The sequence below is a fragment of the Pseudomonas sp. 2822-17 genome (assembly GCF_002742485.1).
GTDB lineage: Bacteria > Pseudomonadota > Gammaproteobacteria > Pseudomonadales > Pseudomonadaceae > Aquipseudomonas > Aquipseudomonas cyclaminis.
In genome coordinates, this window is record NZ_LJRZ01000430.1 from 1 (window position 1) to 23,123 (window position 23,123).

The window sequence follows — 23,123 nt, forward strand, 5'->3', positions numbered from 1 at the left end:
ACCACCAACAACCCCACCCCCAACCCCAAACACAACGGCGAATAAACCCACGTATCCATCCTCGCAAACCGCGACCCGCCGACCTTCTTGAAAAACCCCACCAACTCCGAGTCCCCAATCGCCCTGGCAAACATCACCAAGGCAATCGCACTGATCCCCCACTGCAATGCTCCGTGGGATACCGGCGAGAAATACAGCCCGGCTCGCAGGCAGACGAGCAGCGCAATCGCGACCAAACCCATTGCCACCAGAAATGTGCCCAAAGCCGATGGTTTGAACGCAGGACGAGGCCCGCTGGCGAATTCGCCCGGGAGCTGCGGGATGGCTGCCAGGCTGCCGAGTTTGCCGCCCGCCGCCCAGTACAGGTGGACCATGCTGATGCAGGTAAAAATGCCGACGATCCACCGTGCGATGACAAAGCTCATGGCTGGCTCTCCTGAAAGGTGCGAGACAGGATAGTCGCCCAGGGATTTTTTGCAGGCATTTCGTCGGCGGCTGATGGTAAAGTGCCGCCCCATGAAACTTGCCCGTGCCGACCGCTCACTCATTGCCTGGATGCTGTATTGCTGCGTCCTGTTCAATGTGTTCGTCTGCAGTATTGGGCATGGGCAGATGGTCGGGATGCAGCTCAATGGCATCGGCGGTCAGTTCTGTACCGTGGACCCGCGTACCCAGGCGCCCAAGCCGTCCAACTCCACCGATGAAAACCTGCCCACGCTGTCCAAGGCATTTGGTTGCCCACTGTGTTCCACCGGTGGTATGGGGCCGGCGCTCAGCTCCAGCCTGAATGTGGCGGTGTTGCCACAACCTCACGCACCACCGCCAGCAATCGTCACCCGCGCTGACACCCCCGCCCGCGTCACCTGGCCCACGGCTAATCCGCGTGCCCCGCCTGCCTTCACCTGATCTCTTCGCTTTCCGATCTGCACCGGCCACCGTTTCCCCAAGGAAATACGCAAGGCTGTGCGTTGCTTTCAAGCCAAGTTTTTCAGGATTCAACCATGAAACATTTACCCCTGTTGGCGGGCCTGTTCGGCTGCCTGCCTGTCTGCACCTGGGCCATCGAGCTGGCCCCGACCACCATTGATGGCGAGTCAACAACCGAACCCGGCCTGAGCCTGGAGCAATCCAGCGGCGTGGCTTCGCGCTTGGGATTGAGCGTGCGGGAAACCCCGGCGTCAGTAGCCATTGCCAATCGCAACGATATTGAACGCCACGGCGCCAAGACCTTCCGTGATGCCGCCAACACCCTGCCTGGCGTCAATGCCAGCGCTCCGCCGGGATTTGGAGGTTTTGTGTCTTATCGTGGATTCACCAGCAGCCAGATCACCCAGATGTTCAATGGGATCAACGTTGCCACCGGCCTGGCGCGGCCGGTGGATGCGTGGATCTATGATCGGGTGGAACTGGTCGGCGGCCCTTCCTCCCTGATCAACGGGGCCGGCTCCGTGGGCGGCTCGCTGAACTACGTGACCAAGTTGGCGACCCGTGAGGAACACGCTGCCGAAGGCCAACTGACCTATGGCAGCTACGACACGGCCGGCATGGCCTTCGGCGTGAACCATGCCCTGACCGAACCGGGCGCCGAGGTGCAGCACTATGCGCGCCTGGACGTCAGCCGCAACACCAATCACAGCTACATCGACCGCGCTCAACGCGATGCCTGGAGCCTGGCGTTTTCCCTGCTCAGCGACCTCACCCCCAACCTGTCCCACACCCTGGCCCTGGAATATCAGGATGAGCATGAAGACAGCCCGTATTGGGGCACGCCCGTGCTCAACCCCAAGGCCGGCGAGTTGAAAATCGACACACATAACCGTTTCAACAACTACAACGTTGCAGACGGTCGTTATGAGCAGCGCACGCTGTGGGCACGCTCGATCATCGACTACCGGATCAACGACAGCACCACCCTGAAAAACACCCTCTATCATCTCGACAGCCAACGCGACTACCGCAACCTGGAGACCTACCAGTACAACGCCAATAACAGCGCGGTGAACCGCTCCACCGCCTACCAGGTGCGCCATCAAGGTGAACAGAACGGCAACCAGTTCGAGCTGCGCCATGACGCCCGTGTCTTTGGCCTGTCGACCACGTGGTCCGGCGGCTTTGAGTACAAGGTCAACAGCACCACCAACACGCCCTGGAATGTGCCGGGCAACAGCACGGTGGATCCGAACGCCTTCAACCCCGGCCACTTCTACGACCTACCGCGAACCCAGGAGAAGTTCGGTAAGGACAAGACCAATGAAGTCACCACCAAAGCGCTATTCGTGGAGAACCGACTGGGCCTCACCGACAAGCTCTCGTTGCTGACCGGCATGCGTTATGACGCCATCGACCTGGATGTGACCAACCACCGCGCAGTCACGGCCACCAACCCGCGGCACTTCAAGCGCCGTTGGGAGCCGGTGACCGGCCGGGTGGGCCTGACCTATCAGTTTGTCCCATCAGCAAATGTTTACGCGCAGTACAGCACCGCCGCCGAGCAACCGAACACCACCACGCAGGTGTTCGATGTATCGACTGGCAAGCAGTGGGAAGTGGGCAGCAAGTTCGACTACCTGGACGGGCGTGGCTCAGCCACCGTGGCCGCGTACCGGATCGAGCGCAAGGATTTTGCCGTCACCGACCCGCAGGACCCGACCAGCAGCATCCCGGTCGGCGCGCAGTCGTCCAGGGGCATCGAGCTGGCCAGTTCGCTGCGCCTCACACCGAGGTTACTGGCAGAAGGCAACTTCGCCTGGGTGGATGCGCAGTACGACGAGTTCAACGAGAAGATCGCCAGCGGCGCGGTGGTTTCACGCAAGGGCAACACGCCGACCAACGTGCCCAAGCGCGTAGGTAATCTGTGGTTGACGTATGATTTCGCCGAGGACTGGCAAGGGGGCGTGGACGCACGTTATGTCGCCGAGGTGTATGCGGATAACGCCAATACGATGACCGTGCCCGCCTACACCCTGTTTGGCACGTTCCTGAGCTACAAGGTGGATGCTCACACCTCGGTCACTGGCCGGGTGCGTAACTTGACCAATGAGGTGTATGCCGAGTTTGCCCATGTGTCGCCGGCTTATTACCTGGGCTCGCCGAGAACCTTCGAGGTCGCGCTGCAAACCCGTTTCTAAACCTGAAATGCAATCAACTGTGGGAGCGGACTTGCTCGCTCCCACAGTTTGACCTTCAGCAGCTAGCAAGACTTACTTCAAGCTTGCCTCCACCTTCCCCGCCACATCCTCCGGTAACCAGGCCTTCCACACTTCAGGGTGCTCTTTCATGAACACCTGAGCCACCTCCCGTGGCGGTGTGTGCTTCTCGCTCATGCTCGCCAAGGCTTTATTCAGCGGCTCTATCGGAAATTCGACCTTCTCGAAAACTGCCGCAATCTGCGGATGTTCCTTCTGGAACGGGGTAGACACACCAATGCTCAATTTGGACGCCAGGGAGCGCGTAGGCTTTGGATCGGGATTATCCGCATCCGTCAGCGTTTTCCAGGCTTCGGCATCGAACGGCGGCTCTTCCAACTGGATCAACTTATAGCGGCCCATCAAGGGCGTCGGGGACCAGTAGTAAAACAACACCGGCTTGCCCCGGCGGATCGACGAGGCAATTTCGGCATCCAGCGCCGCCCCCGAACCACTGCGAAAGTTCACGTAGCTGTCGTCAAGGCCATAAGCCTTGAGCTTCTGCTTGTTGACTACTTCCGAGGTCCAGCCGATGGGGCTGTTGAGAAAGCGCCCTTTGCCTGGGGATTCCGGGTCCTTGAACACATCCTTGTAACGGGCCAGGTCCTTCACGCTCTTGAGGTCCGGCGCCAGGGGCTTGATACCTTTGGCGGGATCGCCCTTGACCACGTATTCCGGCACCCACCACCCCTCGGTGGCACCTTTGACCGTATCGCCCAAGCCCGCAACCTTACCCTCGGCTTCGGCCTTGACCCACACCGGGCTGCGTCCCGCCCACTCTTCACCGATGACCTGGATGTCGTCCTTGGCCAGGGCGGTTTCCAGCGTAATGGTGGTGCCGGGCAAGGTGTCGGTGGGCAGGTCATAACCCTTCTCGACAATCACCCGCAGTATCTCGGTGATCAGGCTGCCGCTTTCCCAGTTCAGGTCGGCAAAGTGTACCGGCGCCTGTGCGGCCGACACTGACAGGCTCATGGCCGTCAACGACGCCGCCAACAGCGTTCTCAATCCTTTCATGCCCTTGCACCTCGCGATATCACAGCAAACAGCGGACGGCTTTGCTGACTAAGCGCGAAGCCTCTGAATAGTTAAGTCAACTCAACTGTAGTAGAGGTTCCGGGAGATAGGAGATGTTCGCTGTATTTGCTGGTTATTCGCTGGCCTTGAATGTCACCAGCTCACCCTTGCGCCATTTGGCGGCCTTGCCGGTCACGGCCTTGAGGGTTTTGGTCAGGCCTTCCTGCAGTTGTTCGTTGGCCGCAAATACCAGCATCACGCTGTGGCCTTCCTTGAAGACAATGCCGTAGCCATCGGCCGTCGACACAAAGGCGTAGTCGCCCAGGCCATACACCGTCAACTTGATATCGCGGAACTTGAGTTCGAACTTGCCACCTTCGCGACTGGGCAGTACCGCAGCACGAAAATGGTCACCCACCTTGAGCTCCAGGCGCGGTTTGTCATCCACGACCATCGCTGCCTCGGTGTCGATTTCGGCAACGTAGATGCCTTCTGGCGTCTGCTCAGTGATGTAAACGAAACGGGATTGAAACTGCTTGACCAACTTTGCGCGCAAATCACCCAGCACGAACAACGCGTGCATATCCAGATTACTGACTGCCAAGGAAACGCCCCCACATCGAAAAGAGCGCTGTCCGCCAGAGCGGGCAGCACAAAAAAACGGCCATCTCGGCACGATCACACAACACATTCATAGAAAAACTGAAGAAGATCTCGCGGCTGCGTCCGAAGACTAGTACCGACGTACACAATGAGCCTTGTGCAAGGTCATCAGCCATCACAGGAGATCACAGGTTCAATAACCAGAGAATACCGGTCGACCCGCTTCAGAGAATAACGCCCTTAAAAAACGTAGTTTCCGACAATTCGAACACGCCAGGACAGCCTGGCATGGAACCAACGGCCGGCTGCCGACGACAATACTAAAACAGCAACGCGGGTTAAAACCACCTGTAACGCTGCTGCTGGGTCAACAAAGATCGATCGACAGGAGCCGACCATGCACCGACGCCCAAACGACGCTACGTCTTCCCGAATTCGCTCATCGTTTCAGGACGAACACCAATACTACTGCTTGCACAGTCCCAACGGGTACCCCAATTCCATTCTTTACCAGGTAGTACCGGCCGGAAGAAACTTCTTTCATATCCGCGAAGTCATCAGCGGCAGGATCAAAGGCTTTCGCAGCGACCATGTCCAGGCCTGCGAACTGGCCAAGCAGCTGGAGGCCTCCCTGCACGACGGGATCGTTTCGTCACCCGGATGACTTTACTGCGCCGCCGCCCCTCAACAACTGCCATACTGGCCCGTCCATTGAAATTGGCCCCGCTTGGGTCAGGTTTCATCAGTGCAGTTGGTTACCTCGAAGGGAAGGCTATACGTGACGGAATTTGATATTGGCGAATTTTTCATCCACGGCGACGCAAGGGAAGTAGACGGTGAGTTTCAAGCAGTGATCGTGATGCGCGCCAAGCCACCGTTGACCACCGTCACCACGCACCAGGTGGAAAAGGACCGTTGGTTCAAGACACTGGATACCGCTGCCATCGCTGGCAAGGAATCCGCCCTGGCGCTGAAGACCGCAGTGGATTCAGGGGCGCTGACCTCCTGACAATCCGATCGAACTCTACCGCGCCACAAGCCTCCCATGCGTAACGATTCTAAAACCCGCAGGGAGACTGATATGGACGCGCCACTACCTACACTCGAAACGTTATTTGAACAACTGGGCCTGAACTCGTCGCCGAAAGCCATCGACGCTTTCATTGCCGCGCACCCGCTGAGTGACGACGTCAAATTGATCGACGCCCCGTTCTGGACGCCGCAACAGGCTCAGTTTCTCAAAGAAGAACTGCGTGAAGACGCCGAATGGGCCATCTGCGTGGATGAGCTCAACCAGCGCCTGCATCGACCTCGGTAACCCCGTCGCCGCAAACCGCCTGCAGCTCGCAGGCGCTTGCACAAGCGCCTAACGTACAGCCTTCGCGCCCTCAGGCTTATACCCCAGACGCAAGCCACCCCAATGCCGCCCCCGAACCATGATCGGCACCGACAGGTCGTGCATCAGCTCGCCGGTATCACGGGTATAGGTCTGTAACAGCACCGCTTGCTGATGGCTGCCACAACGAATCCCAGTGCGGTCCTCGAACTTGCGCTTGGTGCGATTCTGCACCGCATCCACCTGGGCATCTCCGGTCAGCGCCTGGGAAAACGCCTTGTTGTGGGTCGGCACATAGCCTTGGGGCGTGCAGGCAATCGCAAACACCAGCCCTTCGTGACGCGGCAGCAGCGCCTCCTGAATCGCCGGCAACACCTGGTCGGTGTAACCGTCGAAGCGCGTGTGATACTTGCTCGGGCTGGTTTTGGGGATTGGCGTGTAGCTGCGGTCGAACAAGTCGTCCAGGCTGATGCGGCTTTGCTGCACGTCTGCCTCGAACTGCGCGGCAATGCGGCTGGCCCCTTCGCGCGCCAGGTCGTAGACACGCTGGTGATAGTCATCCAGCCCGACCTCCGCCAGGCGTTCGCTGATGGTTTCTGCCTGCCCCTCCATTTGCACGGCGGCGTCGGCCAGTTGGCGGGTTTGCTGGTCACTCACGTCCAGGTCGCTGCGCATCTGCTCAACGGCGTGGAACAAGCTATCGAGTTGGGCGCGGTTGGTGTCGGTACCCTGGGCGATCTCACTGACCTGCCCTTCCACATCCGCCGCCAGGCTGGCGATGCTGTGCAGTTGCTCGCCGGCTTGCTCCACTTGCTCGACGCCGGTGTGCAGATCCGCCGACAACTGGCGAATCTGCTCCACCACCTGAGCCGTGCGCTGTTGGATGTCCGCCACCATCACCCCGACTTCATCGGTGGCCGTGGCGGTACGACCGGCCAGCCCGCGCACTTCGTCCGCCACCACGGCAAACCCGCGCCCATGCTCACCGGCCCGCGCCGCTTCAATCGCGGCGTTAAGCGCCAGCAAGTTGGTCTGGCTGGCGATGGACTGGATCACCAGGGTGACGCGCTGGATTTCTTCGCTGCGCTGACTCAAGGCTTCGATCAGCTCGCGGCTGGCGTTGGCGCGCTGGCTGAGCTGGTGCATGCGGATGATCGACTGGGCCAGCACTTCACGACCTTCAGTGCTGCGCTGATGGGCCTGGCTGGCGGCCGCCAAGGCCTCACGGCTGAGTTGGGAGGTGATCTTCTCGGTGCCGATCATAACTTCGGCATTGTTGACAATCTGCTTGGCCGCGCTCAATTGCGACTGCACACGCGCAGCCAGTTGCTTGACCGAATAGGCCACGCCGGCGGCGGACAGTGCGTTATGGCTGGTGGTATAGGACAGATCGCGGGTCAGCTCGCCCATCGCATCGGCGGCATCAGACCGCGCAATCACAGGCTTGGGACTTTTGAGGCGGGGCAACCAGATGACCAGCAAGGTCAATGGCAGGCAGAGATACAGCGGCAGGCTGGCCAACGCAAGGCCCAGCAGGACCAGCACCAGGGCGGTGCTCTGCAAGAGCGGCATCAACCAGCCGGGCAACCCGCGCACCACCGCATCGGGTGGCACTGCTGCGCCCATCAGAGTTCCGTCTCCAGCCATCTTCGTTACCCCGCTGCTTGTCGTTATTGTGCCTGCATTAAACGCCACTATCGGGCCATTATCCATGGGCCTTTAGTGGGGTGGCTTGCAGCAGATCAATAGACGGGGTGTAACGGGTTTTTCTCTGGGGAGCCGCCTACACGGCCCCCAGCTTCACCGCATCAGGCTTGACGCTGGTGCTTGTCGATCTGCTCGTGGCGCTCTTGCGCTTCGATGCAGTACTTGGTGGTCGGGCTGATCAGCAGGCGCTTGAGGCCGATCGGCTCGCCGCTGTCATCGCACCAGCCAAAGGAATCTTCCTTGATGCGTTCCAGTGCACGCTCAAGTTGCGGCAGCATGCGCTGGTCGCGGTCGATGGCGTTTACCAACCAGGTGCGCTCTTCTTCCACGGAAGCAGCGTCGGCCGGGTCAGCCGGGGTGTCCAGGCTTTCAATGGCGATACGGTTCTGTTCAATGCGCTCGTGGTGCTCCACTTTCATGTCTTGCAGCAACTGCTCAAAAAAAGCGTGCTGTTCGGCATTCATGTAGTCATCCGCCGGCATGGCCAGCAACTTTTCCTTTGTCATTGATTTCTCTATAAAAAATACGTGCATTAAGGCGAATAAGGGAGCGTTCCGGCCGACCTCTGCAGGTCTCGGAAGGGCGCCATCCATTCCAAGCGCCACCCGGCACTCAATTTACGAGGGGCGGCAGTCTAAGGCCGACTTGAGGGCGCAGCAACTGAAAAGACAGGCATTTTTACCGATACAACCCCAAAAGGCACCAGAACGGGCTTGGCGAACGGTTATCGGAGTGCGTTTATAGCAAGAAATTCAAGTTTGTGGAGCTATATAGAAGACAAACGGTAAGATCTGCCTGGTGATTTTCAAATGTGGTAGGGGGCTTGCCCCCGATAGCGGTGGGTCAGTAAATAAATCTGCTGGCTGACACTCCGCTATCGGGGGCAAGCCCCCTACCACATTTTGTACTGCGTCAGCGCTTGAGTTTGCGCTTGTTGCGGTATTGGTCGATGACCACCGCCACCACAATGATCAAGCCCTTGATGATGTCCTGGATATACGCATCCACACCCACAAACGTAAACCCGCTGGCCATCACCCCGAGGATCAGCGCGCCGATCACCGTGCCGGTGATGCGCCCTACCCCGCCCGCCAGGCTGGTGCCGCCGATGACCGCCGCAGCAATCGCGTCCAGCTCATAGGACATGCCCATGCCCGCCTGCCCGGTGGCAGCGCGTGCCGAGGCCACCACACCGGCCAGGCCAGCCAGCAGGCCCGCGATGCTGTAGACGATGATCAGGTGGCGCTTGACGTTGATCCCCGAGGTCCGCGCCGCCTGCATGTTGCCGCCGATGGCATAGGTGTACTTGCCGTACTTGGTGTAGCGCAGGGCGATATGGAAGATCACCGCCACCACCAGGAAGATGATCACCGGCATCGCGCCATGACCGATGGCCGTGTACGAGTCCGAAAGCATGCTCACCGGCTGGCCTTCAGTGTAGTAACGCGCCAGGCCACGGGCCGACACCATCATGCCCAGTGTGGCGATAAACGGTGGGATACCGGTGACAGCAATGATGCTGCCGTTGATCGCCCCCGCCAGCAGTCCCACACCCAGCCCCATCGCTACCGGGATCCACACCGGCAAATCGGTCAGGCTTGGGAACACGGCTCGGGAAAAGTCGGAGGTCTGCGCCAAACTGGCGGCGATCATCGCCGACAGCGCCAAAACCGACCCGGACGACAAATCAATCCCCGTGGTAATGATTACCTGGGTCACCCCGATGGCCAGCAGGCCGATGATCGACACCTGCAGGATCATCAGCACCAGGCGCTGGGAGTTCATCAAAAAACTCTGGTCCCGCACGATCCAGCCGAACAACTCAAACACCAGGCCGATGCCGATCAGCACCAGGAAGATGCTCAGCTCGGTGGGCAGTCGACGCCGGTGCTTGACCGGTGCCGTGGCAGGCTTGTTGTCTGTTATTGCGTTCATAGCCAATCACCTTCTTATTCTGTGCAATTCTTCAGTGGACCACGGACATACCGGAGGCCAACTGCATGACTTTTTCCTGGGTCGCATCCGCACGGTCCAGGGTGCCCATCAGTTCACCTTCGTGCATCACCATCACCCGGTCGCTCATGCCCAGCACTTCAGGCAGCTCCGAGGAAATCATGATCACCGCCATGCCTTCGCTGGCCAGGAACGAGATCAAGCGATAGATCTCGGCCTTGGCGCCGACGTCGATACCGCGAGTCGGCTCATCCAGGATCAGCAAGCGTGGATTGGTCATCAGCCAACGGGCGAGCAAGGCTTTCTGCTGGTTGCCGCCGGACAAGGTGTCGATGCACTGCTCAAGCGAAGGGGTCTTCACCCGCAGCTTCTTGCACATCTCCTCACACAAGGCGCGCAGGGCTTTCTGCTGGATAAAACCGTTGCCCGAATAATGCGGCAGCACGGCCATCTCCATGTTTTCCAGCACCGACAGGCACGGGAACAGCCCACTGAGCTTGCGGTCCTCGGTCAGCAGCGCGAAGCCCTTCTCGATGGCCATGTGCGGGTCGGTAATGCGTACCGGTGCGCCGTCCAGCGTGATCTGGCCGCTGCTGCTGGGGGTGATGCCAAAGATGGTTTCCGCCACGTTGGTGCGGCCAGAGCCCATCAGCCCGGCAATACCGAGGATCTCGCCGGCATGCAGGTCGAAGGAGACGTCCTTGAACACGCCGTCCAGGGTCAGGTCGCGCACCGACATCAGCAGCTCGCCGATAGGCGTTTCGCGTACCGGGAACAACTGGCTCAGCTCACGCCCGACCATCATCGAGATCAGGCTGTCGCTGTTCATGCTGTCGGCACGTTGCAGGCCGATGTAATGGCCGTCACGGAACACCGCCACTTCATCGGCGATCGCAAACACTTCGTTCATTTTATGGGTGATGTAGACGATGCCTTTGCCCTGTGACTTGAGGTCGGCAATGATCGAAAACAGGTGGGCCACTTCCTTCTCGGTAATGGCCGACGTCGGTTCGTCCATGATCAGGATGTCGGAGTCGTAGGACACCGCCTTGGCAATCTCGACCATCTGCCGCTCGGCGATGCTCAGGTTGCCGACCTGTTCTTCCGGGTCGAGGTTGATGCGCAGGCGCGCCAGCAACTCGGCGGTGCAGCGGTGCATTTCGCGGTGGTTGACCATGTGCAGGCTGTTGAGCTGCTCGCGGCCGATCCAGATGTTCTCGGCGATGCTCATGTGCGGCATCAGGTTGAGTTCCTGGTGGATCATCGCGATCCCGGCCTTCTGGGCCGCCAGGGGCGTTTCAAATACGATGGGCTTGCCGCGCAGGCGGATTTCACCGGCGTCTGGCTGATAGATGCCGGCGATGATTTTCATCAAGGTCGACTTACCTGCACCGTTCTCGCCCATCAGCGCCAGTACGGTGCCAGGGCGTACACGCAGTTGCACGTCGGCCAGGGCCACGACGCCGGGAAAGCCTTTGCTGATGTTGACGATTTCCAGCAGGTAGGGTTCTTCCAGCGCCAGCGGCTGGAGACCGGGGGGCTGCGAGACAGCGGCTTGAGCGAGCATAGGGAGGTACTCCATCAGCAGGGCGGGCACGACCGCCCTGCCGGTTTATTGTTGTTATGTCAGGGCTACTTGAAGTCTTTGACGTTGTCCGGGGTGATCAACTGGAACGGGATCACCACGTTCTGCTCGATGGGTTCGTTCTTGGCCATCTTGCGCGCCGTCTCCACCGATTTGTCCGCCTGGCCCTTGGCATCCTGGAAGGCCGACACGGTCATATCGCCCTTGGTGATCGCGTTGAGGCCGTCCGGCGTGCCGTCGACACCCGCGATCAGCACGCCTTTCTTGCCTGCCGATTTCAGCGCCATGGACGCGCCAATCGCCATTTCATCGTTGTTGGCCAGCACCGCGTCGAAATCGCGGCCTTGAGTCAACCAGTCGTTGACCAGGGTCATGCCCCTGTCACGCAACCAGATGCCGGTCTGTTCCTGCTCGATCTTGATGCCTGGGTACTTGGTCAGGACTTCCTTCACGCCCTTGGTGCGGTTGGTGGTGGAGTTGTTTGCCAGGTCACCCAACAGGATCACGACGTTGCCCTTGCCGCCGAGTTTTTCGGCGATGTATTGCATTTGCAGTTTGCCGGCCTCGACGTCATCGGACACCACTGCCGCGACGCCTGGCGCCAACGTTGGGCTGTCGGGGCGGCGGTTGACGAACACCAGCGGAATTTTTGCGGCGGTAGCGGCCTTGATGATGTTCGCCGTAGAGGCAGTGTCCACCGGGTTGACGATAATGGCGTCGACCTTCTGGCTGATAAAGTTCTCGACCTGGCTCAGTTGCTTCACCACGTCGGCGCGGGCGTCTTCGAACTGCAGCTGCACGCCATCACCTTTAGGGTAGGACTTGGCTTGCTTGTCCATGTCTTCGCGCAGGTAGGTGAGGAAGGTGTCATCGAAGGCGGACATGCTCACGCCTATCTTCAGATCAGCAGCCGAGGCAACACCGCTGGCGAGCAGCATGGACAGGGCCAGCGCGGTAAAACGGATCGGGGTCTTCATGAACGGTCTGTCTCCACTTTCTTGTTGGTTTTTTGGACGTTGCGTTTATCAGAGCTCGGCGGGCAGTCGTACGACCGGTGCGCCAGGAATGCAGCAGACCAGCGCGCCTTTGTTTTCGACGCACAGCACATTAAGGAAGGAGAAGTAGAACGGCCGGGCGCGGGGCAGACCGCGTGGCGTGTGAGCAGGGCGTAAAACTCGCAGTACAGCGTTGAAGATTTTCATCTGACGGTACCTGGTTGTTTTTGATCTTGTTTTTGTTGAGTCGCCGGGGTCGAGCCCAAGACGTACTTTATGCAACCTGGAAAAGACTTTATTGGAAAATAATTTCCATATCAACCTGTTTTAGAATTTTATTCTATTTTTGTTGAAACCACCTGCTGGCGCTCGGCGCTCAGGCGTGCGGCGTCCAATATACGGGTGGTTTCCAGCGCCTCATAGGCGTCTACCGGTAAAGGTCCCTGCCCTTGCACGGCGGCTTGCAATTGACGATAGAACTGCGCCCAGCAGCCCTTTTCCGATGGCACCCGTTCACGCTCATCCCCTTGCTCGAACCAACCCCAGCGTCGGTGCTCCTCGGCGCCCCAGTGCTCGCCTTCGGTTTTCGGCGATTTGCCGGCCATCAGCGCTTCTTCCTGGCCATCGAGGCCGTCCACCGTGTAACAACCCAAACTGCCACTGACGCGAAAACGCGGGGCCTGGCTGTTTTGCAGGGCGTTGCCCCAGAGGTGGGAAATCACCCCGTTGGCGTGGGTCAGGGAGACAAAAAAACCGTGGTCGACACTGGGGTGTTCGGCGGTGTAGTGCAATTGCGCAAACACCCGTTCCACCGGGCCGAACAGTTGCAGCGCCTGGTCCACCAAATGGCTGCCCAAATCACGCAGCCAACCGCCGCCACTGGCATTGCCCACCGCTTGGGGGCTGTAGCGTTCCACGCGGGATTCGAAACGGGTGATGGTGCCCAGGGCGCCGGCGTCGATCAGTTTGCGCAAGGTCAGGTAGTCCGAGTCCCAGCGGCGGTTCTGGTAAACGCTCAGCAGCACCTCATGGCGCTCGGCGGCCGTGATCAGCGCCTGGGCCTGTTCGGCGTTGGCGGCAAAGGGCTTGTCGCTGACCACCGCGACACCGTGTTCAATGGCCTCCAGCACCAGGGCCGGGCGGCCTTTGAGGGTGGTGGAAATGACCAGCGCGTCGACACCGGCTTCGACAATCTGGCCGATGGAGTTGAAAGCCTGGACGCCTGGGTGGTCGGTATTCAACTGTAGGCGCCGCTCAGGAGAACGGGTGACGACGCCAACGAACGTGGCGCCGGGCAATGTGGCAATCAGCGGCGCATGAAAAAAGCGCCCTCCATGGCCGTAGCCGACTAGTCCGATTCGCATGATTCACTCCTTCTTTAAAGTGCAAACCCAATCAAATGTGGGAGGGGGCTTGCCCCCGATGAGCATAGGTATCTACACAACTTCGAGTGGATGTTGAATCTATGGCAATGGGCTGTTGTGGTGAGCGGGCTTGCCCCGCGCTGGGCTGCGAAGCGGCCCCAATAAGGTCACTGCAGAGCGCCAGGACCAACCGAGGTGAAGGTTTTGGGGCCGCTTCGCAGCCCAGCGCGGGCAAGCCCGCTCACCACAGTGTTATGTGTAAGCCTTTGAGAATTGCGTAGATACCCATGCCCTCTCCAACCTCGACCGAGTGTCAGCCGTAGAAGTGCGGACGATCCGGCAAGCTCACCTTGACGATCTGCTCGCTGCTCTGCGCCTGGATGCACGCATCTGCCGCCACTGCCGCTGCAAACCCATCCCACGCCGACGGCCCGCCGACTTGCCCGGCGCGCACGCTGTCGATAAAGGCTTGCAACTCAACGTCATAGGCGCCGATAAACCGGTCCTTCCAGTCCATCAGAATCGCGTTCGACAGCTTGGCGCCGCTGCGCATCTGCACTTGTGAAGGCTCCGGCAGTTTGGCGATGCCGGTCTCCCCTACCACTTCGCACTGGATGTCATAGCCGTACTGGCAGTTCACAAACACTTCCACGTCGATGCGCGTGCCCTTGGCGGTTTCCAGCAGCACGATCTGCGGGTCACGCAGGTGGGCCAGGGCCTTGCTGGTTTTGCGCGGGAACACCACTTGCACGGAAACGTAGTCGTCATTGAGCAACCAGCGCAGCACGTCCAGCTCGTGGATCAGGGTGTCGGTGATCGCCATGTCGGTCTTGTAGTTCTCGCCCACCGTCGGGTTGCGGTGCGCGCAGTGCAGCATCAACGGCTCGCCGATCTGGCCGCTGTCGATCACAGCCTTGAGGGCGCGATAACCTTCGTCGTACGGGCGCATGAAACCCACTTGCACCAGGCGCTTGCCGTGGGCCACTTCGGCCTCGACGATCTTGCGGCAGCCTTCGGCAGTCACCGCCAGGGGCTTTTCACAGAACACCGGCTTGCCGGCGGCAATGGCGGCGAGCACGAATTCTTCGTGGCTCGGGCCCCAGGAAGTCACGAGAACGGCCTCGACCTGCGGCGAGTTGATCAGCGCATGGCCGTCCGGATACACCTCGGCGTCCAGCTTCAAATCGGCAACCACCTTGGCGGCTTGCTCAAGGTTGATATCGGTGACCGCCACCACCTGGCTGTTAAGCAGGGTCTGGCTGCAACGACGAATATGGTCACGGCCGATGGCACCGGTACCGATCACTCCAAGCTTCAACGACATACAAACACTCCTCTTGTTATTAGTACTGCCGGGCCTTCGCCAGGTGTTCATTGAGTTTTTTCGCTGCGGCATTCGTGCGTTCGCTGGTGGACACCTGCGCCACCCCCACCCGCCACCACGACAGATAGCCGTGGATCATGGTCTTGGGCAGCACTTTGATGTCGATCAGGGTCGACACGGTTTGCGTACGCGCATCGGCCAGGGCCGCTTCAAGCTGTTCCACGGTGCTGACCTTGTAGGTCTTGCAGCCATAGGCCGCCGCACTCATGGCGAAATCCACCGGCACCAACCCGCCGTCGAGCTTGCCGCTCTCGGGGTTGCGGTAGCGGAACTCGGTGCCGAAACTGTCCATGCCATTGCCGATCTGCAAGTTGTTGATGCAACCGAAGGCCATGTTGTCCAGCAGCACCACGTTGATCTTGCGCCGCTCCTGGATCGAGGTGGCCAGCTCCGAATGCAGCATCATGTAGGAGCCATCGCCGACCAGCGCGTAGACCTCTTTGGTCGGCTCGGCCAGCTTCACGCCGAGGGCCGCGTTGATCTCGTAGCCCATGCACGAGTAGCCATATTCGACGTGGTAGGTATTCACGCCCTTGCTGCGCCAGGCGCGTTGCAAATCGCCCGGCAGGCTGCCGGCGGCGGCAACGATGATCGCGTCGTCGGCCAGGGTTTCGTTGAGCACGCCAAGCACGCGGCTTTGGGTCAGGCAAGAGCCGGTCAACTCGATAAATTCACGCAGTACGGCGCGGTCCAGGTGGTCGTCGACCTCGGGGACGAAGCCGTCACCTTCGTATTCCACCTGGTGCACACGGTCCACTTCGGCGTCCAACTGCGCCTTGGCCTCGGCAACCTGCCCGCCCCAGCCAGAGCGGTAATCGCCGAGGGCATCGGCCAGCGCTTCCAGGGCCAGCTTGGCATCGGCCAACACCTGCACGCCGTCCAGCTTCAAGGCGTCGGCGGGGCTGATATTGAGGTTGAGGAACCTCACCTCGCCATGCTTGAACAGCGATTTCGACGAGGTAGTGAAGTCGGTGTAACGGGTGCCGATACCAATGATCAGGTCCGCCTCGGGCGCCAGCAGGTTGGCCGCCAGGCAGCCGGTTTCGCCGATGCCGCCGACATTCAGCGGATGGCTGGAGACCACCGCGCTCTTGCCCGCCTGGGTTTCCGCGAACGGAATATCAAAACGCTCGGCAAACGCCTGCAACGCCGCATTCGCGCCGGAGTACTTCACGCCGCCGCCGCAGATGATCAACGGTTTGCGCTTGTCCCGGAAAGCGGCCAATGCATCGCCGATCATCGCGGCAGTGGCCGGACGACGGTCGAGTCGGTGCACACGTTTTTGCAGGAAATAGTCGGGATAGTCCCAGGCTTCGGCCTGCACGTCCTGAGGCAGCGCCAGGGTCACGGCGCCGGTTTCCGCAGGGTCGGTGAGCACGCGCATCGCATGGATCGCAGCGGTCATCAGTTGCTCGGGACGGTTGATACGGTCCCAGTATTTGCTCACCGAACGGAATGCATCGTTGGTGCTGATGCTCAGGTCATGGAACTGCTCGATCTGTTGCAGCACCGGGTCCGGCTGACGGCTGGCGTACACGTCGCCGGGCAGCAGCAGCAACGGAATACGGTTGGCCGTGGCGGTCGCCGCAGCGGTCAACATATTGGCGGCGCCGGGCCCGACGGAGGCGGTGCACGCATAGATCTTGCGGCGCAGATGCTGCTTGGCAAACCCGATGGCGGCGTGGGCCATGCCCTGCTCGTTGCGGCCCTGATGCACCACCAGGTCGCCGCTGTCCTGCTCCAGCGCCTGGCCCAGGCCCAGCACATTGCCGTGACCGAAAATGGTGAACACGCCGGCGACAAATTTGCTCTGCACGCCATCGACTTCGATGTATTGGTTATCCAGGAACTTCACCAGGGCCTGGGCCATGGTCAGTCGGGTGGTGGTCATGTCGCGCCCCTTAACGATTTTGCAGGTGGGCAATGCTTGCCCCCAACGCCTGCTGGATATCCGCCAACTCATGCACGCTGGTCGCAAACGGCTCGAACGACAGGTAGCCGCTGTAACCGGTGCTGAGCAAGGTGTCGATCTGCGCGGCATTGCCGAGGATGTCGCCCTCACCCACCAGCACGCGGTGGCCGTCGCGAATCGAGTTGAGCGGCGCGTCGGCATCTTCCACGCCGGAGATATGCACCAGGCCGGTCAGCTCCGGGAAGAACTCGTGCTCATTGGCCAGGTGATGGTGGAAGGTGTCATGCACCACACGGAACACATCCAGGCCGCCGATGGACTTGATCGCATCCACCGCCACACGCTTGCGGCGCAGGGCGGATTCTTCGAAGCCCAGGGGTTCGACGAAACCGAGAATCCCGTACTCGCGCAGGATCGGCGCCAACTCGCTCAACGCGGTGCGCAAACCGGCGGCGCGCTGGGCATCGTTGCGCGTGTCGCCGGGCTCATTGAGCGGGCACATCACCAGCCCTTGGGCGCCGCATTCACGGGCGTAGGTGGCGAGTTTGATCGCCTGGGCGCGGCGCTCGTCGTTCCACACATCAAAGGGGTACAGCGCGTTGATCGACAGCACGGTGATGCCCTGCACCGCGCACAACTCACGCACGCGGCTGGCCGGGGTGCCGTACTCGATTTCACGGTTTTTCAGGTCATTGCGAATTTCGATGGCATCGCACTTGAGCGCGGCCGCCAACTGGATGAAATCCGGCAGGGACAGGTTGGGTGCGACCATGCGGTTCAGGGCAAAGCGTAGAGGCGACTTCATTGTTGTTCTCCGTCCAAAACCGCTTAAAGGTCCAGCAGCCAACTGTGCTGCGGGTCGTTGTGGAAATGCCAGGCGCGCTTGGGCCCCGCCATCACGTTCAGGTAATAAGATTCGTAGCCGTACGGCACGCTGACCGGGTGGTAACCCTTGGGCACCACCACCAGGTCGCTGTTTTCCACGGCCATGGCCTGGTCAATGCTGCGGTCGTCGGTGTAGACCCGCTGGAACACAAAACCCTGGGGCGGGTTGATCTGGTGGTAGTAGGTTTCTTCCAGGAAGCTCTGGTGCGGCAGGTCGTCGGTGTCGTGCTTGTGCGGCGGGTAACTCGACGAATGCCCCGACGGCGTGCGCACTTCCACCACCAGCAGCGAATGGGCCGGCGAAGTGTCGGGCAGGATGTCGCACACATAGCGCGTGTTGGCACCTTTGCCACGCACGCTGCGCTTGCAGTCTTCGGGGCGGATCAGGCGTGGTTCGTAACCGCCGGCACCTGGGGCGGCGCAGACGGCAATCTGCACGTCGCTCAAGGCGGTCACCTGGGCGTCGGCGCCCGGCGGGAGGTAGGCGGCGAACGGGGACTTGTCCTCGAACACCGACTGGCGATCGCCGAGGTTCTGCCAGTTGAAGCCCTCGCCTTCGATGTTCACCCGACCGCTGAGCAGCACCAGGCACAGCTCTTTATCGCCAGCGCTGACCGGCAGGGTTTCGCCCAGGCTCAGGCGGTAGGCTTTGAACCCGACGTATTCCAGTCGGCCCTCTTCCAGGGCAACCATGGTTTGCCCGCGTTTGCTGCTTTTGACCAACAGGCTCATCACTGGGTCCTCTCTGTGAGCAGAGCGCGCAGGGTGTCATAACCCTTTTTCGCGTAGATATAGCTGGGCGCCACTGCCGGATCCTGCTCGGCTTCCACCACCAGCCAACCCTCGTATTTCGCCGCGAGCAGCACATCGAGCAACTCGGCAAAGTCGATATCGCCATCGCCGGGCACGGTAAACGTGCCGTTGACGATGCAGTCCGGGAAGCTCCACATCTGGTTGCGCGCCAGTTGCACCACCGGTTTGCGCACGTCCTTGAAATGCACGTGGCAGACGCGGTCGATGTGCTTGCGCAGCACGTCCAGCGGTTCGCCGCCGCCCATATAGCAGTGACCCGAATCAAACAGCAGACCGACTTCCGGGCCGGTTCTTTTCATCAACTGGTCGATGTCTTCCGGGGATTCGACGTAGGCGCCCATATGATGGTGATAGGCAAGACGTACGCCTTGGGACAGGGTGAAGCGCGCCAGCTCGGTGAGCTTGTCGGCGTACGCCTGCCAGGCCTGCTCGCTATGGAAACGCGGGCGTTCGATCAATCGAATGCGCGAGCCCTGGATCGAATCGGCCACCTCACCGTAAACCAGCACGTTGGCGCCATTCTGTTTCAGTAATTCGACGTGAGCGGTGATGGCTTCGATTTCTTCGGCCACCGAGCGGCGGGCCAGGCGGCTGGAATACCAGCCGGAGACCAGCGCCAGGTCATAAGGGCGCAGTACGTCGCCGACGCCCTTGGCGTCCTTGGGGAATTTACCGTTGAGTTCAAAACCTTCGTAGCCGATTTCCTTGCCCTCGCTCAAGGCGGTGCTCAGCGGCGTTTCACCGCCCAGGGCTGGCAGGTCGTCGTTGCTCCAGGAGATCGGGTTGATGCCAATTCGGATTGCGGGCATGGCTGCACCTTTATTATTTTCAGGTATCACTGAGATCTGCTTTATGTGGGAAGGGGCTTGCCCCTCCCACATTGGATTGCCTTTCAAATTAGAACTGGGTTCAGGTTCGGGCACTGCGCCAGGCATTGATCAGTTGCTCGAACGTCGCCTGTACCTGCTGGATCAGGGTTTCATCATCAATCTCCCCCGCCATCCACGCCTTGCTCGGCTCCTGGAAAATTGTGCGACCCACGGCAAACCCACGGCAGGTGGTGCTCAGGCGTGCTTGCTGGAAGCCGTCTGCGAGAAACTGTGCCGAGGCATTCAGGCCCAGCAACACCACGCCACGGCAGTACGGGTCGCGCTCCTGGATCAGCGCATCGAGCTTTTTCCAGTCCTCGGCCGACTGCGCTTCGATCTTCCACCACGCCGGGTAGATGCCCAGGTTGTACAGGCGCTTGAGGCTACGATAGAGCGCGTCCGGGTAGGTGGACGGGTGATCCTTGGGCGGGATGACTTCCAGCAGCAGTTCATGGCCGCTGACCAGGGACGCGTCATACACGGCCTTGAGTTGGGCTTCCTGTTCCAGGCGCAACAAGGGTTCGTCATCCGGGTGGAATTGCACCAGGCACTTGATGATCTGTTCCTGGGGCCAGGCGATCAGGTTGCTGCCAATCGAACGCCCATGTTCGAAGGCCAGGGGCCGCGAGTTCTGCACTTCCACCGGGCGCGCGATCCACCAGCCGCGACCGCTGGCGGCGTTGAGCGCGTCCTGGCCGAAGCGCTGGTCGGCCAACAGGCCCACATCGGCGGCAACGCCCTGCTCGGCGAGCTTTTTTTCCACCCGTTCGATGGCCTGGATAAACAGTTGCTTGATGTCGCTGATACGCGCCGGATCCTGGCCGCCGCGCTGCGCCAGGTCGACCAATTGCCAGCGGTGGTCGAAGGCAAAGATGAACAATTGCTTCCATTGCTTGCGCGGCACGCTGACGCGGTGCAGGCGTTGCAGGGTCACGTCCTGGTCCGGCCGGGTGATCGGCACTGGGCTGTTGAACAGGTAATCCAACTCGGCCGGCGTCGGCATGGCCGGGGCGCAGGCGTGGCGCGAGACCACCAGGCCGCCACAGGCATTGGCCAGTTGGCTGCAACGTTCATCGCTGGCGTCGTTGATCCAGCCGCTGAGAAAGCCCGACATAAACGCATCGCCGGCGCCCAGCACATTGAGCACTTCGACGCGCACGCCGGGGTAGATCGCGCCGTCTTCCAGGCGCGCAGGAATCGCACCGTGAATCACCGTGCAACCCTGCGGGCCGAGCTTGACCACCAAGGTGGCGGGCGTGAGTTCGCGCACGGTGCGCAGTGCCGTGAGCAGGTCTTCACTGCCACCGGCGATCAGGAATTCTTCCTCGGTGCCGACGATCAGGTCGAAACGCGGCAGGATTTTCTGCACATGCTGGCTGACATTCTGGTCGGCGACAAAGCGCGTCTCGCCATCCGCCTTGCCCGCCAGGCCCCACAGCACCGGGCGGTAGTCGATATCCAGCACGCGCTTGACGTTGTGCTTGGCCGCGTAGTCCAGCGCCTGGATGCTGGCCTTGTACACGCCATCGGTGGAGAAATGCGTGCCGGTGATCAGCAGCGCCTTGCTGGAGGCAATAAAGGCTTCGCTGATGTCTTCGGCGCGCAGGGCCATGTCGGCGCAGTTTTCGCGGTAGAACACCAACGGGAAGGTTTCGCGGTCCTTGAGGCCCAGCAGCACCAGGGCGGTGAGCCGTTCCGGGTCGACCTTGATGCCGCTGACATCACAGCCTTCGCGGGCCAGGGATTCCACCAGGAAGCGACCCATATGGTCGTCCCCCACGCGGCTCAGCATCGCCGACTTGAGGCCCAGTCGGGCAGTGCCGAAGGCGATGTTGGCGGAGGAACCGCCGAGGTACTTGGCGAAGCTGGACACGTCCTCAAGCCGCGCACCTACTTGCTGTGCGTAGAGGTCGACGCCCAGGCGCCCGAGGCAAATCAGATCCAATTGACGCCCACTGGCAAAACGAGTCTGGCCCATGCTGGCTCCTGTTATTTTTATCAGCCTGCGTGGTGCCGCCGTGGTGACGGCACACGCTCTTGGTGAGAGCAGACTAGAACGTCCGGCGGCCGCAATCAATATTTATTCCAGAATTATTTTTAGTGGAATATTTTTTCCAATAAGCCAGCATAATGGCACCCCAGCCCGCGTGCATCGTTTCAGCAGCCCACGGGCGCCGTGATGCCGGGGTATTTTTTTGCGCCTACCCTGTAGACTTGCGCCACCCATCAGCGCATCAGACGAACACGCCAGAAGGATTGCCCATGTCCCGCACCGATCCCGAGACCACCCTGGAAGTCCCACTCGCCAGCACTCCGGTCAATGCCGAACGCCTGTTGCAGCTGATCACCGACGAATACGAAAGCCTGCCGCGCCAGCTCAAGCGCATCGCCAGCTACATGAGCCAGCAGAGCGACCGGATCATGGTCGACCGCATCAGCGACATTGCCCGTGAATGCGAAGTGCATCCGTCGGCCATCGTGCGGTTCTCCCAGCGTTTCGGCTTCAGTGGTTTCAGTGAGATGCAGGCGCTGTTTCGCGAGGCCTACACCCACAAGACCACGCCGGTACAGAACTACCAGCAGCGCATTCGCAGCATGATTGCCAACAAGTCGCAGAAGGCCAGCGGCGGCGACCTGGCGCGCGAATGCGTGAACGCCACGCTATCGGGCATCGAGCGTCTGGGGCTGGAACTGGATGACGTTGCGTTCGACAAGGCCGTGGACCTGGTGGTCAACGCCGACAATATCTACGTGGTGGGTGTGCGCCGTTCGTTCGCGGTGGCCGACTACCTGGTCTACAACCTGCAGCACACCAACAAGCGCATCCATTTGATTTCCGGCCTGGGCGGCAGCTACCGCGAGCAGATGCGCAGCGTACGCGCCAATGACTTGGTGATCGCCATCAGCTTCACGCCGTATGGCAAGGAGACCCAACACTGCCTGCGCATCGCCCAGCACCATCAGGCCAAGACCCTGATCATCACCGACAGCAACCTGTCGCCCCTGGCCAAGCGGGCGAACGCGGTGTTGTTGGTGAATGAAGGTTCGTCGTTTGCTTTCCGCTCGCTGAGCGCCACCTTGTGCCTGTGCCAGGCGCTGTTTATCGCGGTAGCGTATCGGTTGGAATTGAAGGTGGATGAGATTCACGAGCAGGTCGGGTTCGACGACTGACTTCCTGACACTGCAGACCAAATGTGGGAGGGGGCTTGCACCCGATGGCGATGTATCAGTCGCCGGATGAGCTGACTGATATTCCGCTATCGGGGCATAGGTATCTACACAACTTCCCGTGGATGCTGAATCTATGGCAACTGGGCTGTTGTGGTGAGCGGGCTTGTCCCGCGCTGGGCTGCGAAGCAGCCCCATCAAAGCCACCGCGTTTTTTCAGAAAAACCAAGTTGCCTGGTTTTGGGGCTGCTGCGCAGCCCAGCGCGGGACAAGCCCGCTCACCACAGAGTTATGTATAAGCCTTTGAGAGTTGTGTAGATACCCATGGCTATCGGGGGCAAGCCCCC

General features: G+C 60.5%; 23 protein-coding genes. 7 read left to right on the top strand and 16 right to left on the bottom strand.

The window, feature by feature from the left end; translation table 11 throughout:
* Positions 1-425: DUF3995 domain-containing protein (locus AOA60_RS15085; RefSeq protein ID WP_099585145.1), on the bottom strand; the 425-nt coding region annotated here is incomplete at its 3' end.
* Positions 426-516: 91 nt separating this feature from the next.
* Between AOA60_RS15085 and AOA60_RS15090 the strand changes: the two genes are divergently transcribed.
* Entirely contained in the window at positions 517-906 is a 390-nt protein-coding gene (locus tag AOA60_RS15090; protein WP_099585103.1) for a DUF2946 domain-containing protein, read from the top strand.
* A 95-nt stretch (positions 907-1,001) separates the two neighbouring features.
* The gene (locus tag AOA60_RS15095; protein ID WP_099585104.1) at positions 1,002-3,128 is read left to right on the top strand and encodes a TonB-dependent siderophore receptor; all 2,127 of its coding nucleotides are present in this window, start codon (positions 1,002-1,004) and stop codon (positions 3,126-3,128) included.
* 72 nt (positions 3,129-3,200) lie between these two features.
* Here AOA60_RS15095 and AOA60_RS15100 read toward each other — a convergent pair whose 3' ends face one another.
* Together AOA60_RS15100 and AOA60_RS15105 are read right to left on the bottom strand one after the other, a co-directional pair.
* Positions 3,201-4,202, bottom strand: a complete 1,002-nt coding sequence (locus tag AOA60_RS15100) for an ABC transporter substrate-binding protein (protein WP_099585105.1) — start codon at positions 4,200-4,202, stop codon at positions 3,201-3,203.
* Positions 4,203-4,335: 133 nt separating this feature from the next.
* Positions 4,336-4,785 carry a hypothetical protein gene (locus AOA60_RS15105; RefSeq protein ID WP_177411611.1) on the bottom strand — a complete coding sequence of 150 codons (450 nt, stop codon included), beginning with the start codon at positions 4,783-4,785 and terminating at the stop codon, positions 4,336-4,338.
* Positions 4,786-5,202: 417 nt separating this feature from the next.
* Here AOA60_RS15105 and AOA60_RS15110 point away from each other — a divergent pair, with 417 nt between their 5' ends.
* The 3 genes from AOA60_RS15110 to AOA60_RS15120 all read left to right on the top strand — a co-directional run bounded on the left by AOA60_RS15110 (position 5,203) and on the right by AOA60_RS15120 (position 6,123).
* Positions 5,203-5,469 (top strand): hypothetical protein, encoded by a 267-nt coding sequence (locus tag AOA60_RS15110; RefSeq protein ID WP_099585107.1) that lies wholly within the window; start codon positions 5,203-5,205, stop codon positions 5,467-5,469.
* Between the two features lie 114 nt (positions 5,470-5,583).
* Positions 5,584-5,814: a hypothetical protein gene (locus tag AOA60_RS15115; RefSeq protein ID WP_099585108.1), complete on the top strand. Its 231-nt coding sequence runs from the start codon at positions 5,584-5,586 to the stop codon at positions 5,812-5,814.
* Positions 5,815-5,886: 72 nt separating this feature from the next.
* Complete coding sequence (locus AOA60_RS15120) at positions 5,887-6,123, top strand: DUF2789 domain-containing protein (protein ID WP_099585109.1); 237 nt, start codon at positions 5,887-5,889, stop codon at positions 6,121-6,123.
* Positions 6,124-6,171: 48 nt separating this feature from the next.
* On the opposite strand, the gene AOA60_RS15125 is transcribed toward AOA60_RS15120, so the two are convergent.
* From AOA60_RS15125 to iolC, 13 genes are all read right to left on the bottom strand, one after another.
* Positions 6,172-7,767, bottom strand: coding sequence for a methyl-accepting chemotaxis protein (locus tag AOA60_RS15125; RefSeq protein ID WP_099585110.1), 1,596 nt, complete (start codon positions 7,765-7,767; stop codon positions 6,172-6,174).
* A 182-nt stretch (positions 7,768-7,949) separates the two neighbouring features.
* Entirely contained in the window at positions 7,950-8,354 is a 405-nt protein-coding gene (locus AOA60_RS15130; RefSeq protein WP_010564800.1) for a TraR/DksA C4-type zinc finger protein, read from the bottom strand.
* 406 nt (positions 8,355-8,760) lie between these two features.
* On the bottom strand, positions 8,761-9,783 hold the full coding sequence (locus AOA60_RS15135) for an ABC transporter permease (RefSeq protein ID WP_024076018.1): 1,023 nt from the start codon (positions 9,781-9,783) through the stop codon (positions 8,761-8,763).
* Positions 9,784-9,814: 31 nt separating this feature from the next.
* The gene (locus tag AOA60_RS15140) at positions 9,815-11,368 is read right to left on the bottom strand and encodes a sugar ABC transporter ATP-binding protein (protein WP_099585111.1); all 1,554 of its coding nucleotides are present in this window, start codon (positions 11,366-11,368) and stop codon (positions 9,815-9,817) included.
* Positions 11,369-11,433: 65 nt separating this feature from the next.
* On the bottom strand, positions 11,434-12,363 hold the full coding sequence (locus AOA60_RS15145) for a sugar ABC transporter substrate-binding protein (protein WP_099585112.1): 930 nt from the start codon (positions 12,361-12,363) through the stop codon (positions 11,434-11,436).
* Positions 12,364-12,411: 48 nt separating this feature from the next.
* Entirely contained in the window at positions 12,412-12,588 is a 177-nt protein-coding gene (locus AOA60_RS33035) for a hypothetical protein (protein ID WP_012723783.1), read from the bottom strand.
* 128 nt (positions 12,589-12,716) lie between these two features.
* Positions 12,717-13,745 carry a Gfo/Idh/MocA family oxidoreductase gene (locus AOA60_RS15150; RefSeq protein WP_099585113.1) on the bottom strand — a complete coding sequence of 343 codons (1,029 nt, stop codon included), beginning with the start codon at positions 13,743-13,745 and terminating at the stop codon, positions 12,717-12,719.
* Between the two features lie 313 nt (positions 13,746-14,058).
* Positions 14,059-15,069, bottom strand: a complete 1,011-nt coding sequence (locus tag AOA60_RS15155; protein WP_099585114.1) for a Gfo/Idh/MocA family protein — start codon at positions 15,067-15,069, stop codon at positions 14,059-14,061.
* 19 nt (positions 15,070-15,088) lie between these two features.
* On the bottom strand, positions 15,089-17,020 hold the full coding sequence (gene iolD / locus AOA60_RS15160) for a 3D-(3,5/4)-trihydroxycyclohexane-1,2-dione acylhydrolase (decyclizing) (RefSeq protein WP_099585115.1): 1,932 nt from the start codon (positions 17,018-17,020) through the stop codon (positions 15,089-15,091).
* Positions 17,021-17,030: 10 nt separating this feature from the next.
* Positions 17,031-17,846: a TIM barrel protein gene (locus tag AOA60_RS15165; RefSeq protein WP_099585116.1), complete on the bottom strand. Its 816-nt coding sequence runs from the start codon at positions 17,844-17,846 to the stop codon at positions 17,031-17,033.
* Positions 17,847-17,869: 23 nt separating this feature from the next.
* On the bottom strand, positions 17,870-18,658 hold the full coding sequence (iolB, locus tag AOA60_RS15170) for a 5-deoxy-glucuronate isomerase (RefSeq protein ID WP_099585117.1): 789 nt from the start codon (positions 18,656-18,658) through the stop codon (positions 17,870-17,872).
* Positions 18,658-19,548, bottom strand: coding sequence for a myo-inosose-2 dehydratase (gene iolE / locus AOA60_RS15175; protein ID WP_099585118.1), 891 nt, complete (start codon positions 19,546-19,548; stop codon positions 18,658-18,660). Before iolE ends, iolB begins: the two co-directional genes overlap by 1 nt.
* A gap of 100 nt (positions 19,549-19,648) precedes the next feature.
* On the bottom strand, positions 19,649-21,586 hold the full coding sequence (iolC, locus tag AOA60_RS15180; protein ID WP_099585119.1) for a 5-dehydro-2-deoxygluconokinase: 1,938 nt from the start codon (positions 21,584-21,586) through the stop codon (positions 19,649-19,651).
* Between iolC and AOA60_RS32265 the strand changes: the two genes are divergently transcribed.
* Positions 21,585-21,788: a hypothetical protein gene (locus tag AOA60_RS32265; RefSeq protein ID WP_143522444.1), complete on the top strand. Its 204-nt coding sequence runs from the start codon at positions 21,585-21,587 to the stop codon at positions 21,786-21,788. The genes iolC and AOA60_RS32265 overlap by 2 nt on opposite strands.
* Before the next feature lie 82 nt (positions 21,789-21,870).
* Positions 21,871-22,779 (top strand): MurR/RpiR family transcriptional regulator, encoded by a 909-nt coding sequence (locus AOA60_RS15185; RefSeq protein WP_099585120.1) that lies wholly within the window; start codon positions 21,871-21,873, stop codon positions 22,777-22,779.
* The last annotated feature ends 344 nt before the right edge of the window (positions 22,780-23,123 follow it).